The sequence below is a fragment of the Hydrogenophaga sp. genome (genome assembly GCF_035481345.1).
Classification (GTDB): domain Bacteria; phylum Pseudomonadota; class Gammaproteobacteria; order Burkholderiales; family Burkholderiaceae_C; genus Hydrogenophaga.
The window spans coordinates 1-15,687 of the sequence record NZ_DATIGV010000164.1 but is presented as its reverse complement, the minus strand read 5'-3'; the positions used below and the strand labels follow the sequence as shown (position 1 = coordinate 15,687).

Annotated in this window: 17 protein-coding genes; 7 read left to right on the top strand and 10 right to left on the bottom strand. The window is 72.5% G+C overall.

From position 1 onward, the window contains the following. Position 1: 1 nt before the first annotated feature. The 3 genes from VLG41_RS16750 to def form a co-directional block, all read right to left on the bottom strand. Entirely contained in the window at positions 2–1,153 is a 1,152-nt protein-coding gene (locus tag VLG41_RS16750; protein ID WP_325350532.1) for an efflux RND transporter periplasmic adaptor subunit, read from the bottom strand. Beyond that, positions 1,150–2,607, bottom strand: a complete 1,458-nt coding sequence (locus VLG41_RS16745; protein ID WP_325350531.1) for an efflux transporter outer membrane subunit — start codon at positions 2,605–2,607, stop codon at positions 1,150–1,152. Before VLG41_RS16745 ends, VLG41_RS16750 begins: the two co-directional genes overlap by 4 nt. 122 nt (positions 2,608–2,729) lie before the next feature. After that, on the bottom strand, positions 2,730–3,269 hold the full coding sequence (gene def, locus VLG41_RS16740) for a peptide deformylase (protein WP_325350530.1): 540 nt from the start codon (positions 3,267–3,269) through the stop codon (positions 2,730–2,732). 68 nt (positions 3,270–3,337) lie between these two features. Between def and VLG41_RS16735 the strand changes: the two genes are divergently transcribed. After that, entirely contained in the window at positions 3,338–3,667 is a 330-nt protein-coding gene (locus tag VLG41_RS16735) for a hypothetical protein (RefSeq protein ID WP_325350529.1), read from the top strand. 7 nt (positions 3,668–3,674) lie between these two features. Here VLG41_RS16735 and selD read toward each other — a convergent pair whose 3' ends face one another. Further along, positions 3,675–4,751: a selenide, water dikinase SelD gene (selD, locus tag VLG41_RS16730; protein ID WP_325350528.1), complete on the bottom strand. Its 1,077-nt coding sequence runs from the start codon at positions 4,749–4,751 to the stop codon at positions 3,675–3,677. Further along, positions 4,748–5,773, bottom strand: coding sequence for a selenoneine biosynthesis selenosugar synthase SenB (gene senB, locus VLG41_RS16725; RefSeq protein ID WP_325350527.1), 1,026 nt, complete (start codon positions 5,771–5,773; stop codon positions 4,748–4,750). Before senB ends, selD begins: the two co-directional genes overlap by 4 nt. Between senB and senA the strand changes: the two genes are divergently transcribed. The 4 genes from senA (at position 5,763) to phnE (ending at position 9,535) form a co-directional block, all read left to right on the top strand. Next, a complete protein-coding gene (senA, locus tag VLG41_RS16720) occupies positions 5,763–6,971 on the top strand; it encodes a selenoneine synthase SenA (protein ID WP_325350526.1) in 1,209 nt (402 codons plus the stop codon). The genes senB and senA overlap by 11 nt on opposite strands. A 72-nt stretch (positions 6,972–7,043) precedes the next feature. Continuing rightward, positions 7,044–7,874, top strand: a complete 831-nt coding sequence (locus VLG41_RS16715; protein ID WP_325350525.1) for a phosphonate ABC transporter ATP-binding protein — start codon at positions 7,044–7,046, stop codon at positions 7,872–7,874. 18 nt (positions 7,875–7,892) lie between these two features. Further along, positions 7,893–8,729, top strand: a complete 837-nt coding sequence (locus tag VLG41_RS16710; protein ID WP_325350524.1) for an ABC transporter permease — start codon at positions 7,893–7,895, stop codon at positions 8,727–8,729. Next, the gene (gene phnE, locus VLG41_RS16705; RefSeq protein ID WP_325350523.1) at positions 8,726–9,535 is read left to right on the top strand and encodes a phosphonate ABC transporter, permease protein PhnE; all 810 of its coding nucleotides are present in this window, start codon (positions 8,726–8,728) and stop codon (positions 9,533–9,535) included. Before VLG41_RS16710 ends, phnE begins: the two co-directional genes overlap by 4 nt. Before the next feature lie 18 nt (positions 9,536–9,553). Here phnE and VLG41_RS16700 read toward each other — a convergent pair whose 3' ends face one another. The 4 genes from VLG41_RS16700 to VLG41_RS16685 all read right to left on the bottom strand — a co-directional run bounded on the left by VLG41_RS16700 (position 9,554) and on the right by VLG41_RS16685 (position 12,858). Next, positions 9,554–10,672, bottom strand: coding sequence for a PQQ-dependent sugar dehydrogenase (locus VLG41_RS16700; protein WP_325350522.1), 1,119 nt, complete (start codon positions 10,670–10,672; stop codon positions 9,554–9,556). A 76-nt stretch (positions 10,673–10,748) separates the two neighbouring features. After that, positions 10,749–11,333 (bottom strand): NnrU family protein, encoded by a 585-nt coding sequence (locus VLG41_RS16695; RefSeq protein WP_325350521.1) that lies wholly within the window; start codon positions 11,331–11,333, stop codon positions 10,749–10,751. A gap of 79 nt (positions 11,334–11,412) precedes the next feature. Continuing rightward, complete coding sequence (locus VLG41_RS16690) at positions 11,413–12,051, bottom strand: LysE family translocator (protein WP_325350520.1); 639 nt, start codon at positions 12,049–12,051, stop codon at positions 11,413–11,415. Between the two features lie 48 nt (positions 12,052–12,099). After that, positions 12,100–12,858 (bottom strand): FadR/GntR family transcriptional regulator, encoded by a 759-nt coding sequence (locus VLG41_RS16685; protein ID WP_325350519.1) that lies wholly within the window; start codon positions 12,856–12,858, stop codon positions 12,100–12,102. Between the two features lie 137 nt (positions 12,859–12,995). Here VLG41_RS16685 and VLG41_RS16680 point away from each other — a divergent pair, with 137 nt between their 5' ends. Further along, the gene (locus VLG41_RS16680; RefSeq protein ID WP_325350518.1) at positions 12,996–13,961 is read left to right on the top strand and encodes a tripartite tricarboxylate transporter substrate binding protein; all 966 of its coding nucleotides are present in this window, start codon (positions 12,996–12,998) and stop codon (positions 13,959–13,961) included. Between the two features lie 70 nt (positions 13,962–14,031). Continuing rightward, the gene (locus tag VLG41_RS16675; protein WP_325350517.1) at positions 14,032–14,715 is read left to right on the top strand and encodes a GNAT family N-acetyltransferase; all 684 of its coding nucleotides are present in this window, start codon (positions 14,032–14,034) and stop codon (positions 14,713–14,715) included. A 1-nt stretch (position 14,716) separates the two neighbouring features. On the opposite strand, the gene VLG41_RS16670 is transcribed toward VLG41_RS16675, so the two are convergent. Continuing rightward, a partial coding sequence (locus VLG41_RS16670; protein ID WP_325350516.1) for an FAD-binding oxidoreductase occupies positions 14,717–15,687 on the bottom strand: 971 nt, incomplete at its 5' end.

Here is a 15,687-nt window from a genome sequence, read left to right as displayed (position 1 = left end):
GTCACTGCACCACTTTCACGAGGTCGCCCTCGTTGAGGAAGCCCGCGCCCTGCACCGCCACGGACGCGCCTTCCTTCAGGCCTTCGAGGATCTCCACCCGCTCGCCCACGCGGCGGCCGGTGCGCACCTTGAGCTGGCTGGCGCGGCTCTGGTCGTCGATGGCGAAGACGTAGTTGCTGCCGTCGCGCACCACCACGGACTGGCTGGAGACGGTGAGCGCCTCGCTCTGCCCCAGGTCGAAGCTGCCGTGCGCGAAGGTGTTGGCCTTGAGTTCGCCGTGGCGCGGCAGGTCCACGAAGACCAGGATGTTGCGCGTCTGCGGGTCGGCGCTGGGCGCGATGGCGCGCACCTTGCCTTGCACCTCGCGGCCGGTGGCGGCCGTCACGGCCACGGCCTGGCCGATCTTGATGCGGTCGACCTCATTGGGCGTGACCTCGCCGCGCCACTCCAGGCGGCCCTGGCGCACCAGGCGGAACAGCTCCTGCCCCGCCGCCACCACGGCGCCCACGGTGGCCCCGCGCGCGGAGATCACGCCGTCGTCGGGCGCCAGCACGCGGGTGTTGCCCAGGCGCACCTCGGTGGCGCCAAGCGCGGCCTTGGCGGCCTCCCACTGCGCCAGCGAGACCTTCTCCTGCGTGAGGTACTGCGCCACCTGCGACTTCGACAGCGCGCCGGTGTTCTCGATGGCGCGCGCGCGGTCGGCGTCGGCCTTGGCGTTCTGGTAGCTGGCCTCGGCCTGCATCAGGCTGGCGCGCGCCTGCAGGGTGTCGGCCTGCGTGGTTTCGCGCACGAACTCGGCCAGCACCTGGCCCTTGCGCACCGTGTCGCCGACGTTCACGTTGACCGTGGACAGGCGCAGGCCGTTGACCTCGGCGCCCACGCTGGCCTCTTGCCAGGCGGCGATGTTGCCGTTGGCCTGCAGGCGGATGGGCAGCGACTCGCGCTGCGGCTTCGTCACGGTGACGGTGAGCGCGGGCCGCGGCTGCTCGCCCTCAGCCGGGGCGGCGCTGTTGGCGCCACTCGCGCCGGTACCGGCGGCCGGGGCTTCATCGGCGGGGCGCAGCAGCAGCCAGGCGGCCAGCGCGAGGATGACGAGGGCGAGTGCGGCCAGGGGCCAGAACCAGCGGCGCCGGGGGGTGGGGATGGCGTTCATCGGGCGTTCGAGGCGTTGGGATTCAGGGCGTCGGGGCTGAGCGTGGCGGGCACCGCCGCGGGGTCGAAGCCGCCCCCCAGGGCGACGTAGAGCTGCAGCCAGGCGTCCAGGCGCTCCTGCTGCAGGGCCACGGCGCTGCTGTCGGCGTTGAGCTTGAGGCGGCGCGCCTCTTCCAGTTGGCTGAGGTTGGCGAAGCCCACGCGGTAGCGCGCCTCGGTGGCCTCGAAGGAGCGGTTGTAGCCGGCCACGGCCGTCTCGGTGGCGGCCAGGCGCTCGCTCAGGCCCGACAGCGTGACCAGCGACTGCTCCACCTCGGCCACGGCCTGGCGCAGCGTGCCGGCGTAGGCACTGGCGGCGGCCTCGTAGCGGGCCTGGGCGCTGTCGGCGCTGGCGTGCAGCGCGCCGCGCCCCAGCAGCGGCAGGCTCAGGGTGATGGGGCCGATGGACCAGGAGTTGGCGGTGACGTCGAGCCCGCCGCCCGAGAAGCGGTTGCGCAGCACGCTGCCCTGCAGAGTGAGGCCGGGGCGCAGCGCGGCGTGGGCCACGCCCACGTCTTCGCTCGCGGCCACCAGTTCGCGCTGGGCGCGGTAGACGTCGGGCCGCTGGCGCAGCACCTCGGCGGGCACGGCGTTCACGGCCAGCAGTTGCTCCACGCGGCCGGACGCCAGCCAGGCATTCAGGTCGGGGGCGCCGCCGAGCTGGCGCCGCACCTCGGCCTCAGGCTGGGCGGTGATGGCGGCGATCGACTTGATCTGGCGCTCGCACAGGGTTTCCTGGCTGCGCCAGCGCGCCACGCCCTCGGCAGCGCTGGCGCGCGCCAGGGCCGCGTCGGCCGGCGCGCTCAGGCCGGCGCGCTCGGTCACGTCGTTGCTCTCGGCCGTCACGCGGCGCGAGTCGCGGTCGTTCAGGGCCACGGCCAATTGCTGGCGGCACAGGCGCTGGCCGAAATAGAGCTGCGCCACCTCGGACGCCACAAGCACGCGGGCCTCGTGCCAGCCCGCGCCGGCCGCGTCCTGGCGGGCCTGGGCGCTGTCCACGCGGGCGGCGCTCTCGCCCCACAGCCCCACGGTCCACGAGGCCTGGAAACCCGCGCTGAGCGTGGTGCCCAGCGGGGTGCTGGCGTCCGTGACGCCGCGGTTGGCGGTGGCCACCGCGTTCACCTGCGGCCGGCCCTGCGCCTCGGCGCCGGCCAGGGCCGCGCGCGCCGCGAACACCTGGGCACGCGCGCTGGCGATGTCGGGGCTGTGGCGCTGGGCGCGCGCGATCCAGTCGCTGAGCACCGGGTCGTCGAAGCGGGCCCACCAGTCGTCCAGGGCCTGGGTGCTGCCCTGGTGCGCCAGCGGCGGCGCCATCCAGCGTTCGGGCAATTCAACGGACACGTCGGTTGGCGGCCGGCTCACGCTGCAGGCGCCCACGAGGGCGCTGGCGGCCAGTGCCATGAGCAATCGCTTCATGGTGGTGAAGGGGCTTCCCCCTGCTGCTTGTTCTGAATGTTCTGAGCCGCCTGACTCTAGTCGAACTTGAGGCCTGAACATTTCAAATCGTTTCAACGGCGTAACGCCGTTTGCCACGGGTGTCAGTCGTCGTCGCCGGCGTCCAGCCCGGGGAACAGCACCTCGGTGAAACCGAAGCGCGTGAAGTCGCGCACCCGCATCGGGTAGAGCATGCCCCAGAGGTGATCGCATTCGTGCTGCACCACGCGGGCGTGGAAGCCCTCGGCCTCGCGGTCGATCGCCTGGCCGAACTCGTCGAAGCCCTGGTAGCGGATGCGCCGCCAGCGCGGCACCACACCGCGCAGGCCGGGCACCGACAGGCAGCCCTCCCAGCCGTCTTCCAGCTCCTCATCCAGCGGTGTGATGACGGGGTTGATGAGCGTGGTGCGCGGCACCACCGGCGCGTCGGGGTAGCGCGGGTTGGGCGCGCCACTGCCAAAGATCACCACCTGCAGGTCCACACCGATCTGCGGCGCGGCCAGGCCCGCGCCCTTGGCGTGGGCCATGGTGTCCTTCAGGTCGGCCACCAGGCGGTGCAACTCGGGTGTGTCGAAGGCGGTGACGGGCTGGGCGTGGCGCAGCAGGCGCGGATCACCCATTTTGAGGATGGTGTGGACGGTCATGACGAAGGCTTGACGGCGGGGGCGCGATAGGCCAAGTTTCGCCGATGCCCCGGCCCACGACGAATCCGATGAAACGCCCCCTCCTCGCCTCTGCCCTTGCTCTTGCCTTCGCCCTGCCCTCGCTCGCTCAGGCGCAAGGCGCCGCCCTGTTCAAGGACGCCGACCTCGCGCTCGGCGAGAAGCTGCTGGCCGAGCACCAGTGCGCCCAGTGCCACACCAGGCAGGTGGGTGGCGACGGCAGCGCCATCTACCGCCCCAATGGCCGCATCAACAACGCCCAACTGCTGCAGGCCATGGTGGAGAACTGCAGCACGCGGCTGAACCTGCAACTGTTCCCCGAAGAAGTCACCGCCATCGCGGCGGTGCTCAACCGGGACCACTACCGGTTCAAGCCCTAGAACGCGCTCAGGCGTTCACCTGCAGGCGCACGCCGTCACCGGCGAAATCGCGCACCTCGCCGATGTCGGCCGCCTGCGCGAAGCCGTGGCGGCGGAAGGTGGCCAGCACCTCGTCCACGCTAGCCGCGTCGCAGGCCACCAGCAGGCCGCCGCTGGTCTGTGGGTCGCTCAGCAGGGCCTGCTCGGTGGCCGCCAGGCCATCGCCCAGGCGCACCTCGTGTCCGTAGGCGGCCCAGTTGCGGCCCGAAGCGCCCGTCACCAGCCCCGCCGCGGCGAGTTCGCGCACGCCCGGGATCAGCGGCACGCGGCTCCAGGCCAGGTGCACCGCCTTGTCCGCGCCACGCGCCATCTCCATGGCATGGCCGGCCAGGCCGAAGCCGGTGATGTCGGTCAGCGCATGAACGCCATCGAGCTTCGCCAGGTCGGGGCCGGGCGTGTTCAGGCGCGTGGTGGTGTCGATCATGGCGGCGTAGCCGGCCGCGTCCAATTGCTCCTTCTTGAGCGCGGCCGACAGCACGCCCACGCCCAGCGGCTTGCCCAGCACCAGGCGATCGCCGGCCCTGGCGTCGGCGTTGCGCTTCACGCGCTTGGGGTGCACCAGGCCCAGGGCCACCAGGCCGTAGATGGGTTCGACCGAATCGATGGTGTGGCCGCCGGCGATGGGGATGCCGGCCGCGCGGCACACGTCCTGCCCGCCCTGCAGGATGCGGCCGATCGTGTCCGTGCTGAGCACGCTGATGGGCATGCCCACCAGGGCCAGCGCCATGATGGGCGTGCCGCCCATGGCATAGACGTCGCTGATGGCGTTGGTCGCCGCGATGCGCCCGAACTCGTACGGGTCATCGACGATGGGCATGAAGAAGTCGGTGGTGGCGATCAGCGCCTGCTCGTCGTTGAGCTGGTAGACGGCCGCGTCGTCGGCGGTCTCGATGCCGACCAGCAGCTCCTTGGGCAAGGGCAGGCCGGTGCTGCCTTTGAGGATGTCGCTCAGCACGCCGGGCGCGATCTTGCAGCCGCAGCCGCCGCCGTGCGACAGGCTGGTGAGGCGGGGCTGGGTGGCGGTGGCGGGAATGGGGGCGTTCACGGTCGGTCTCCGGTTCGGGGGCCGGCGCCGCCGGGGCGCAGGCAGTCGTTGAGCAAATCCAGCAGCGCCTGGCGTTCGGCCTCGGGGGCGAACAGCGGCGCGCGAGCGGCGCATTGTGCGGCCAGGCGCGCGAGCCTGCCATCGGCGCGCGCCATGCCCTCACGGCACTCACGCAGCAGGGCCGCCAGCGCGGCGGCGTCGCCCACCGGAAAGTAGCCTTCGTACGCCTCGCCGAGCATGCCCACGTTGCCGTCGATGCGCGAGGCCAGCACCGGCGTGCCGGCGCGCACCGCCTCGAGCACGGCGTGCGCGCCGCCTTCGATGCGGCTGGCGTGCACCAGCACGTGCGCGCGCTGCAGGCGGCGCAGCACCTCGGCGTGCGGCAGGCCACCCAGCCAGCGGTAGTGCGGACAGGCCAGCGCGGTGGTGCGCGCGGCCTCGCCCAGCGCGGGGTCGATCGCCTCGCCGATGTGGTCGATGCGGATGCCTTCCTGCGGCCCGATGCGGCGCGCGGCCTCGAACAGGGTCCCGGGCGACTTCTCCTCGCGCAGGTGCCCCACCATCAGCGCGCGCAGGAAACCCCGGGGTTTGGGCAGTGGCGCGCGCGCCGGGCTGGACTGGAACACCACGCGGCAGCGCGCGCGCAGGTGCGCCGGCAAGGCGAGCGGCCCACGCTCTTGCAGCGCCACGAGCCGGTGCGCGAATTCGATCGAGCGCCGCGCCGAGGCATCCTGTTGAATGTCGCGGTACAGGTCGGTGCCGGTGAGCACCACCACCAGCGGCGCGCGCGCATCGGCCTCGGCCCAGGCCGCGATGGAGGCGGCCGAGCGCCGCGCGTGCAGCGCGATGAGGGCGGCGGGCTTTTCGCCGAGGTCCGCGTCGGGCCATTGGCGCGTGACGGCCACCCGATAATGCCCCGCCAGCAGGCGCGCCCAGCGTTGGGTGGTCTGCCAATTGCCGTTGTTCGCGTCGGCCAGTGCCGGCGTCACGATGCACAACAGGGGTTTGCGAATGGAGGCCATCGAGCGGCTCATTGTGTCGGAGCCCGACGCCCCGCCCGGCGCGGCGGCCGAACAGGCCCGGCGCGCGGGTCGGGAAACGCTGGCGCAGCTGCTGCGCCGCACGCGCGCGCGCACGCTGCGCCTGGCGGGGGCCTTCGAGGCCGCGCTCGGCCCCACGCTGGCGGTGCCCCTGTCGCCCGAGCTCAACCCACCGCTGTGGGAGCTGGGCCACATCGGCTGGTTCGCCGACCGCTGGATCGCGCGCCAGTCCGCATCGCAGCGCGAGCGCGGCGCGCGCGCTGACCCCTCGGCCGCGTTGGCCCGGGCCCGCCAGGCCGCGCGCAGCGTCGACGCCGACGCGCTGTACGACAGCAGCGCCGTGCCGCACGACGCGCGCTGGTCGCTGCCGCTGCCCGACCTGGCCGCCACGCGGGCCGACCTGCAAGCCAGCCTCGACGAGACCCTGGCCCTGCTGGCCCGCACGCCCGACACCGACGACGGCCTCTACGCCTTTCGCCTCGCGCTCTTCCATGAGGACATGCACGACGAGGCCTGGTGCTACATGGCACAGGTACTCGACATCGACGCGGGCGAATCCGCCCCGCCCCCGCCCGCCGCGAGCAACGCCTCCCTGTCCCTGGACGCCGCGTCGTGGACCCTGGGCTGGCAAGGCCCGGGCTTCGCCTTCGACAACGAACTGCAGGGCCAGACCGTCGAACTCTCGCCCTTCGACATCGACGCGCAGGCCGTGAGCTGGGGGCGCTACCTGCCCGCCGTGGACGCTGGCGCGGTGCCCGTGCCGCGCTACCTCAAGCGCGAGGGCGGCCACTGGTGGCGGCGCGCGGCCGGCCGGTGGCACCCGCTGGACCTGTCGGCCCCCGCCTGCCACCTGAGCGCCACCGAAGCCCTGGCCTGGTGCGCCTGGGCGGGCCGTCGCCTGCCCACCGAGGCCGAGTGGGAAAACGCCGCGCTGCACGCCCCGGGCTTCCACTGGGGCCAGGTGTGGGAATGGACCGCCAGCGCCTTCGCGCCCTTCCCCGGCTTCGAGGCGCACCCCTACCGCGACTACTCGCAGCCCTGGTTCGACGGCCGCCCCGTGCTCAAAGGCGCGAGCTGGGCCAGCGCGCCGCAGATGCGCCACCCCCGTTACCGCAACTTCTTCACCGCCGACCGCAGCGACATCCTGGCCGGCTTTCGCAGCGTCGCCGTGCCCCGATGAACCCCGCTCGCGGGACGGCCGCGCCATCCGGTTTCTAATGCGGCCTTCGTCCACGCACCGGAGCCAGCCGTTTTGGAGATCGCCCTCGAACAGGTCAGCGCGCGCCACGCCGCCGCGCGCGCGGCGCAGGCGCCCGCCCTGCAAGGCCTGAGCCTGCGCGTGGCCGCGGGGGAACACGTGGCCGTCATCGGCCCCTCGGGCGCGGGCAAGACCACGCTGCTGCAGCTCATGGCCTGCGCCATGCCGCCCAGTGCGGGCAGCGTGCGGCTGGACGGTGCGGCGCCCTGGTCGCTGCCGCGCGCCGACCTGCAGCGCCTGCGCGCGCGCCTGCTGCTGGCGCCGCAGGTGCCACCCCTGCCGCCGCGCCAGCGCGTGGTCACGGCCGTGCTGGCGGCGCGCCTGCCGGCCATGGGCCTGTGGGCCAGCCTGCGCTCGCTGCTGCGCCCATCCGATATCCCCGCCGCCTTCGCCGCGCTCGAGCGCTTCGACCTGGGCGACAAGCTCTTCGAGCGCGTGGACCGCCTCTCCGGCGGCGAGCGCCAGCGCGTGGGCCTGGCGCGCGCCTTGCTCGCCCCCGCCACCGCCTGGCTGGTGGACGAGCCGCTCTCGGCCCTGGACCCGATCCGCGCGCGCCAGGCCATCCACACCCTCATCGCCGGCGCGCGCGAGCACCGCGCCACGCTGGTGGCCACCCTGCACCAGGTCGACATGGCGCTGGCGCACTTCCCGCGCATCGTCGGCCTGCGCGACGGCCAGCTCGCCTTCGACCTGCCCGCCGCCGAAGTCAGCAGCGAACGCCTCGCGCGCCTGTACGAGCGGTTCGAACACGAGTTGCTGGGCGCCCCCGCGAGCCCGCCAGCACCGCTGGGCGACCCCTTGCCGCCGGTGCTGATGTGCCGCTGACGTGCCGCTGACCCCGCGATGAACACCGCCGCGCTGCGCCCCGCCCCCACCCGCGACCCCGCCTGGGTCTCGCGGCTCTTCTGGATCGGCGCCGCCCTGGTGCTGCTGTGGCCGCTGGGCGTGGCCACTGAGTTCAGGCCCTGGGTGCTGGTCGAGCCCAAGAACCTCAAGGTCACGGCGCAGTTCCTGGGCAGCTTCTTGCCACCCGCGCTCGGCGGCGAATTCCTTGCCCTGGTGGCGCGCGAGACCTGGCGAACGGTGGCCATCGCCACCGCCGGCATGGCCCTGGCGCTGGTGCTGGCCATCCCGCTCACGCTGGCGGCCACGCGCGTGCTCTCGCTCTCGGCCCTGTCGGGCCGCATGGCGCGCGGGCCCTGGTTCGTCCGCCAGCTCGTGCGCTGGCTGCTCGTCGTGCTGCGCAGCATCCCCGAGCTGGTGTGGGCGCTGGTCTTCGTGCGCGTGGTGGGACTGGGCCCCACGGCCGGCGTGCTGGCCATCGCGCTCACCTACGGCGGCATGCTCGGCAAGGTCTACGGCGAGATCCTGGAAAGCGGCGAGGCCCACGCCACGCAGACCCTGCTGCGCAACGGCGCCTCGCGCCTGCAGGCCTTCTTCTATGGCCTGCTGCCCACCAACGCGGCCGAACTCACCAGCTACACCGTCTACCGCTGGGAATGCGCGATCCGCTCATCGGTGGTGCTGGGCTTCGTGGGCGCGGGTGGCCTGGGCCAGCAGATGGACAACTCCATGAAGATGTTCAACGGCGGCGAGGTCGCCACCATGCTGCTGGTCTTCATGGCCCTGGTGGCGCTGGCCGACCGCGTGAGCGCCGGCCTTCGCAAGGCATTGGGATGAAGCCGCTGCCACCCGCTCCGCCCGCCCTGCTCGACCCGCGCGGCAAGGCCCTGTGGTTCCTGCTCGCGCTGACCATTCTGGTGGTCGCCAGCTTCTGGTCGCTGGACCTGCAATGGGGACAGTTCCTGTCGTTGGAGGCCGCGCGCAGCATGGGCCGTTTCCTCGGCGAGTTCTTCCCGCCCGATACCTCGCCCGAGTTCCTGCGCCGCGTGGCCGTGGGCACCTGGGAAACGCTGGCCATGTCCGCCCTCGGCACGGGCCTCGCGGCGGTGGCGGGCGTGTTGCTCGCGCTGCCCGCCAGCCGGCGCGGCGACGGCGGCGCGTCGTGGGCGCGCGGCCCCACACGGCTGCTGCTCAACGCGCTGCGCAGCATCCCCGAGCTGGTGTGGGCCGCGCTGCTGCTCATCAGCGCGGGCCTGGGGCCCTTCGCGGGCACGCTGGCCCTGGCTTTTCACACGGCCGGCGTGCTGGGCCGCCTGTTCGCCGAAGCCATCGAAAACGCCCCGCCCGGCCCCGCCGCCGCGCTGCGCGTGCAGGGCGTGGGCAGCGCGCGCGTGTTCCTCTACGCCACGCTGCCGCAGGTGCTGCCCCAACTGCTCAGCTACACGCTCTACCGCTGGGAGAACAACATCCGCGCCGCCGCTGTGCTGGGCGTGGTGGGCGCTGGTGGCCTCGGCCAGATGCTGGCCTTCCACATGGGCCTGTTCCACATGGGCAAGACGGCCACCATCCTGGGCGCGATGCTGTTGATGGTGGCGCTGGTGGACGCGGCGAGCCATGGGGCTCGGCGGGTGTTGACGCGCTGAGTTCACCCTCGAACGGGCTCAGCGCACCACCAAGCGCAGCACCTTCCCATCACTGTCATCCGTCAGCACATACAGCCACCCATCCGGCCCTTCGCGCACGTCGCGGATGCGCTGGTTGAGCTCCGTCAGCAGCCGCTCCTGCTGCACCACGCGCCCGCCCTCCATCTGCATCCGCACCAGGTGGCGGAACTTCAGCGAGCCGGTGAAGCCATTGCCCTGCCAGGCCGGGCCGTACTTGTCGCTGCGCAGGAACACCAGGCCCGAGGGCGCAATGGAGGGCACCCAGTACTGCATCGGCTGCTCCAGCCCGGCGCGGCTGGTCAGGCCGTCGCCGATGCGCCCGCCGCCGTAGTTCTCGCCGTAGGTGATGAGGGGCCAGCCGTAGTTCTTGCCCGCCTCGGGACGGTTGAGTTCGTCGCCGCCCTGCGGGCCATGTTCGATGGTCCAGAGCGCGCCGTCGGGCCCCAGGGCCGCGCCCTGGATGTTGCGGTGGCCCAGCGTCCAGATCTCGGGCAGCGCGCGGGCCTGCTTCACGAAGGGGTTGCCGGGGTGCGGCTTGCCGTCGGCCAGCACGCGCACCACCTTGCCGTGGTGGTTGTCCAGGGTCTGCGCGTCGTGCATGCGCAGGTAGCGGTCGCCCAGGGTGAGGAAGAAGCTGCCGTCCGCGGCCTGCACGATGCGGCAGCCGAAGTGCAGCCGGCTGCCGACCTTGGGCTTCTGGCTGAAGACCACGCGCACGTTCTCCAGCGCGGTGCGGTCGTCGGACAGGCGCGCCGAGGCCATGGCGGTGGAGTTGCCCACCAGCGCCGGTTCGCTGTAGCAGAAGTGCACGGTGCGGTTGGTCGCGAAGTCGCGGTCGGTGATGACGTCGAGCAGGCCGCCCTGTCCCACGGCGTCCACGTCGGGCACGCCCTTGAGCGCCGGGCCCAGGCGGCCGTCCGGCTCCACCACGCGCATGCGCCCGGGGCGCTCGGTCACGAGCAGGCGGCCGTCGCCGATGAAGGCCAGGCCCCAGGGGTTCTGCAGGCCCCCGGCCATCACCTCGGGCACGAGGCGCCCGGCCGGTTGCGCCAGGGCGCCGGCCGCGGCCAGTCCGGCCGCCAGAGTGACGAACAGGGGGCGAAGGCGTCGGATCATGAAGTCTCCCATCGGGTTCGAGGTGGTGATCAAGGCGTGCCCCGATGGAGGCGAACGCCCGCCCCGGGGTTCCCGTTCAACCGAAGGGCTGCACGCCGATCAGGAAGCCGTGCGCCCAGAAGGCGAACACGGCGTAGAGCAGCAGCCCGCCCACCAGCGCGATGGCGTCGTTGGCCTTGCCGGCCCCGAAGGTGTGCGGTGCGCGCAGCAGCCCGGCGAGCGCGCGCCGCTTGAGCGAGATGCGGTCGGCCACGGCCCAGGCCAGGAAGCCGCCGAACAGCAGCACGTCGCCCAGGCCACCGTTGGCCAGCAGGTGCGCCAGTGCCCACAGCTTCACCGCCACCAGCATGGGGTGCTTCGCGGCGCGCTGGATGCGCCCGGGCAGGTAGGCCGCCAGCAGCAGCACGAACACCGGCAGCATGAGCAGCGCGGCCACGTGGCGCATGGCGGTGGGCGGCGTCCACAGCAGCACGGGGTTCTGCCGCACCGCGCTGTAGCCGGCCACCATGAGGCCGAAGCCCGCCAGCGCCACCAGCGTGTACAGCCCCTTCCAGGGCCCTTCGCCGATGCGGTGCGCCAGCTCGTGGCGCGACCGCGGCGCGACGATGGACACCGAGTGGATGCCGAGGAACAGGACCAGTCCGAGCACCAGCCAATCCATGATCGACTCCCGTCGTTGAGGGCCGCTATCGTCTCACGACGGCGCGCGCAGCGCGCCAGCGGCGCGGGGGTGCTTCATGTCACGCCGCGCGGCGCTGTTCCATCGCCAGGCGCACCGCCAGCGCGGCCAGCACCGTGCCCATGACGTAGCGCTGCGCCGCCAGCCAGCGCGGGCTGCGCGCGAACCACAGCGCCAGCTTCGCGGCCGACAGCACGATGCTCAGGTTCACGCAGAAGCTCACCACGATCTGCGTGAGCCCGAGCTGCACGCTCTGCGCGAACACCGAGCCGTGCGCGGGCGAGACGAACTGCGGAAAGATCGACAGGTAGAAGATGGCGATCTTGGGATTGAGGAGGTTGGTGAAGAAGCCCATCAGGAACAGCTTGCGCGGCGGGTCGGCCGGCAGGTCCTGCGCCTCGAAGGGCGAGCGCGCGCCCGGCTTCACCGACTGCCAGGCCAGGTACAGCAGGTAGGCCGCGCCGGCCCACTTGAGCAGTTCGTAGGCCAGCGGCACCGCCATGAACAGCGCCGTAAGGCCCACCGCCGCGGCGAACATGTGCGCCAGGAAACCCACGATCACGCCCAGCAGCGAGAGCAGCCCCGCGCGGTGGCCCTGGCAGAGCGAGCGCGACAGCAGGTAGACCATGTTGGGGCCGGGCGTGATGGCCACGAACAGCGCGGCGGCGGCGAACAGGAGCCAGTCGTTCAGGGGGACCAAGTCGGAATCTCCAGGGTGCCCCGTGAGGGGAGCGTCGCGGGGGAAGCGTCAGCCGGGCGTCTCGGCCTGGGCCCGGCGCAGCCGCTCGCGGCTGTTGGACAGGTGCAGGCGCATGGCCTGGCGCGCGCCCTCGGCGTCGCGCAGGCGGATGGCATGGTAGATGTTCTGGTGCTCCACGTGCACGCGCTGCAGATAGGCCAGGCGCCCCTCGGGGGCACTGCTGGCCGTGTTGATGCGGGTGCGCGGAATGATCATGGTGCCCAGGTAGGTCATGAGGTCCGCGAAATGCCGGTTGCCGGTGGCGCGCGCCACCTCCATGTGGAACTGGAAGTCCGCCGGCACCGCGTCCGAGTACTCGGCGATGGACAGCTCGAAGGCCGCCAGCGCCGCCTCCATCTGGCGCAGGTGGCCTTCGTCGCGGTTCTGGGCCGCCAGGCCAGCGGCCTCGCCCTCCAGGCTGATGCGCAGTTCCAGCAGCGACACCACGTCGGCCACGGTGGCCACGTCCTCGGGCGCGATGCGAAACGGGCGCTGCTCGGGCAGGGCCAGCACGAAGGTGCCGATGCCGTGGCGCGTTTCCACCAGACCCGAGGCCTGCAGGCGCGACATCGCCTCGCGGACCACGGTGCGGCTCACCGCGAAACGGGCCATCAGGGCCGATTCGGTGGGCAGCTTGTCGCCCGCCTGCAGGCGGCCCTCGCGCATGTCACTGGCCAGGGTGTCCACGATCTCAGACACCAGTCCGCGCGGGCGGCGGGGCCGCGCCGACGCCGCCTCGGCTTCACCTGGGGTTTTCACGGGGAACATGGCTTTTTCCTTGACGCGCCGGGGGCTTGTTCACAGAATTCACAAGTCATCAGACAACCGACAACCGATGACCGATCACCAGACGAGACGACTGTAACAAAGCCCTCGTGGAAGTCCAAGCCCCTCAGGAGACCGTCATGACCCTCAACCGCCGCCAACTCATCGCCTCGGGCGCCGCCCTGGCCACCGTGGGCCTGCCCGCGCACGCGCAGAAATTCCCGAACAAGCCGGTGAGGATCGTGGTGCCCTACCCGCCGGGCGGCTCCTCGGACATCATCGCGCGCGCCATCAGCGAGCCGCTGGCCAAAAGCCTGGGCCAGCCCGTGGTGGTGGAAAACCGCGCCGGCGCCAACGGCAACCTGGGTGCCGGCCTGGTGGCCCAGGCCCCGGCCGACGGCTACACCCTGCTGCTGTGCGACGTGGGCGCGCTGGCCATCAGCCCCTCGGTCTACAAGCTGCCGTTCGACCCGAGCAAGGACCTGCGCGGCGTGACCATGCTGGCCTACTCGCCGCACATGCTGGCGGTGCACCCCTCGGTGAAGGCCAACAACCTGCAGGAACTGGTGGCGCTCTCCAAGACCAGCGACCTGAACTTCGCCGTCACCGCCATGGGCAGCGCGCCGCACGTGGCCGGCGTGGCCGTGGAACGCGCCATGGGCGCCAAGTGGACCTACATCCCCTACAAGGGCGGCTCGCAGGCCGTGGCCGACACCGTGGCCGGCCAGACCCAGGTGATCATGAACGGCATGCTGGCCACCCTGCCCCACGTGCAGAACGGTCGCCTGAAGGTGCTGGGCATTTCCAAGCGCACCCGCATGCCCCTGGTGGGCGAGGTGCCCACGCTGGCCGAACAGGGCGTGAAGGACTTCGAGTCCGGCACCTGGCAGGGCGTGCTGGTGCCGCGCGGCACGCCGGCCGCCGTGGTTTCGCGCCTCAACGCCGAACTCATCGCCGCCATCCGCAGCCCCGAGGTGCGCTCGCGCCTGACCGGCCAGGGCGCCGAGGTGCACACCATGCAGCCCGCCGAGCAGGACCAGTTCTTCGAGAAGGAGCGCCAGCGCTGGGGCGTGGTGGTAAAGGACGCGAACATCCGCGTCGAGTAAAGTGCCTCCCCGATCGCGCGCCGTACCGCCCGCCGGGGCGGCATCGCGAGCGCATCGGCAGGAGACACCCATGCACCCGCTTGACCGCCCCATCTGGGCCAGCCTCACCGGCGCGCACACCCACCTGTCCGAAGGCAGTACGCTCGCGCGGCGCTACCTGAGCGACGTCAACCGCTTCGCGGCCACACCCGACGAAGGCCCCGAAGCGCTGGCCGCGCTGGCCGCCTTGCTGGCGCCGGGCGACAGCGTCTTCCTGCTGCAGGTGCCGCCCATCCAGGTGCCGCCCGGCCTGCGGGCGGTGAAACAGGCCATGGGCGTGCAGATGGAGGCCACGCGCGACCTGCGCGGGGAAGACATGGGCGAGGGCATCGCCGCGCTGGGCGATGCCGATGCGCCCGACATGCTTGCGCTGGCCACCTTGACCGAGCCCGGCCCCTTCCTCGCGCGCACGCATGTGATGGGCGACTTCATCGGCGTGCGCCGCGACGGCCGCCTGATGGTCATGGCCGGTGAACGTTTCCGCGTGCCGGGCTTCGCCGAAGTCAGCGGCGTGTGCACGCACCCCGATGCGCGCGGACTCGGCCTGGCGCGGCGCCTGTCCGCTGCCGTGGCGGCGCGCATCCAGGCGCGCGGCGAACAGCCCTTCCTGCACGCCTGGGAGACCAATACGACCGCCATCCGCCTGTACGAGACGCTGGGCTTTCGCCTGCGCACGAAGGTGAACGTGGCGGTGCTGGAGCGCGAGGCCGGCTGACTCAGCCGAAGCGCAGCGGCGAATACGACAACGGGTCCACCACCGGTGCCTCGCCGCCCACCAGCTCCGCCAGCAGCCGCCCGCTCACCGGCCCCAGCGTGAACCCCTGGTGCGCGTGGCCGAAGTTGAACCACAGGCCCTGGTGCCGCGGCGCCGCGCCGATGACGGGCAGCATGTCGGCCGTGCAGGGGCGCGCGCCCATCCAGGGCTGCGGCTCCACCGCTTGCGGCAGATCCAGCAGTTCGCTGGCCAGGGCATGGGCGCGCGGCACCTGCACCGGCGTGGGCGGCGCGTCGAGGCGCGCGAATTCGGCGCCGGTGGTGATGCGCACGCCCTGCCGCATGGGGACGATGACCAGGCCGCCGTCGGCGTCGAGCATCGGCAGGCGCGGCGGCTCGCCGCCGGTGTAGTGGCGGTGGTAGCCCCGCTTGACGAACAGCGGGTAGCGGTAGCCCAGGGTGCGCAGCAGTCCGTCCGACCAGGGGCCCAGCGCCACCACGGCGTGCGGCGCTTCGACCTCACCCTCGGCCGTGCGCACGCGCCAGGCGGTGCCCTTGCCACTGCCCTCCCCTGCGCCGGTGGCGCGCAAGGTGGCCGCGTCGCCCTGCAGCACGCGCCCGCCCGACTGGCGCAACAGCGCCGCGTAGCGCGCCACCAGTTCGCCCGGGTCGTTCACCGTCCAGGGGTCCAGCCAGTGGATGGCGCCGGCCAGGCGCCGGCGCAGCGTGGGCTCGGCCTGGGCCAGGGCATCGCTGTCGAGCACGGCGTGGCCCACACCGTAGGCATCGGCCAGGCGGCGCGCGTTGGCGACACCCTCTCGCATCGACGCCGCCTCGCGAAACACGAAGCGGTAGCCCTCGCGGCGCACCAGCTCCCGAGCGCCGGCCCGCTCGATCAGCGAATCGTGCTCGCTCAGGCAGTGTTCGATGAGGCGCGCGTAGTCGCGCGCGATGCGCCGGTGGCTCGCGGGCC

Coding starts and splice junctions, on each gene's coding strand:
- senA (WP_325350526.1), top strand. CDS start 5,763: ATGGAGGCCATCGAGCGGCTCATTGTGTCGGAGCCCGACGCCCCGCCC.
- def (WP_325350530.1), bottom strand. CDS start 3,269: ATGACCGTCCACACCATCCTCAAAATGGGTGATCCGCGCCTGCTGCGC.
- VLG41_RS16675 (WP_325350517.1), top strand. CDS start 14,032: ATGCACCCGCTTGACCGCCCCATCTGGGCCAGCCTCACCGGCGCGCAC.
- VLG41_RS16710 (WP_325350524.1), top strand. CDS start 7,893: ATGAACACCGCCGCGCTGCGCCCCGCCCCCACCCGCGACCCCGCCTGG.
- VLG41_RS16680 (WP_325350518.1), top strand. CDS start 12,996: ATGACCCTCAACCGCCGCCAACTCATCGCCTCGGGCGCCGCCCTGGCC.
- phnE (WP_325350523.1), top strand. CDS start 8,726: ATGAAGCCGCTGCCACCCGCTCCGCCCGCCCTGCTCGACCCGCGCGGC.
- VLG41_RS16745 (WP_325350531.1), bottom strand. CDS start 2,607: ATGAAGCGATTGCTCATGGCACTGGCCGCCAGCGCCCTCGTGGGCGCC.
- VLG41_RS16750 (WP_325350532.1), bottom strand. CDS start 1,153: ATGAACGCCATCCCCACCCCCCGGCGCCGCTGGTTCTGGCCCCTGGCC.
- VLG41_RS16695 (WP_325350521.1), bottom strand. CDS start 11,333: ATGGATTGGCTGGTGCTCGGACTGGTCCTGTTCCTCGGCATCCACTCG.
- VLG41_RS16685 (WP_325350519.1), bottom strand. CDS start 12,858: ATGTTCCCCGTGAAAACCCCAGGTGAAGCCGAGGCGGCGTCGGCGCGG.
- VLG41_RS16700 (WP_325350522.1), bottom strand. CDS start 10,672: ATGATCCGACGCCTTCGCCCCCTGTTCGTCACTCTGGCGGCCGGACTG.
- senB (WP_325350527.1), bottom strand. CDS start 5,773: ATGGCCTCCATTCGCAAACCCCTGTTGTGCATCGTGACGCCGGCACTG.
- VLG41_RS16735 (WP_325350529.1), top strand. CDS start 3,338: ATGAAACGCCCCCTCCTCGCCTCTGCCCTTGCTCTTGCCTTCGCCCTG.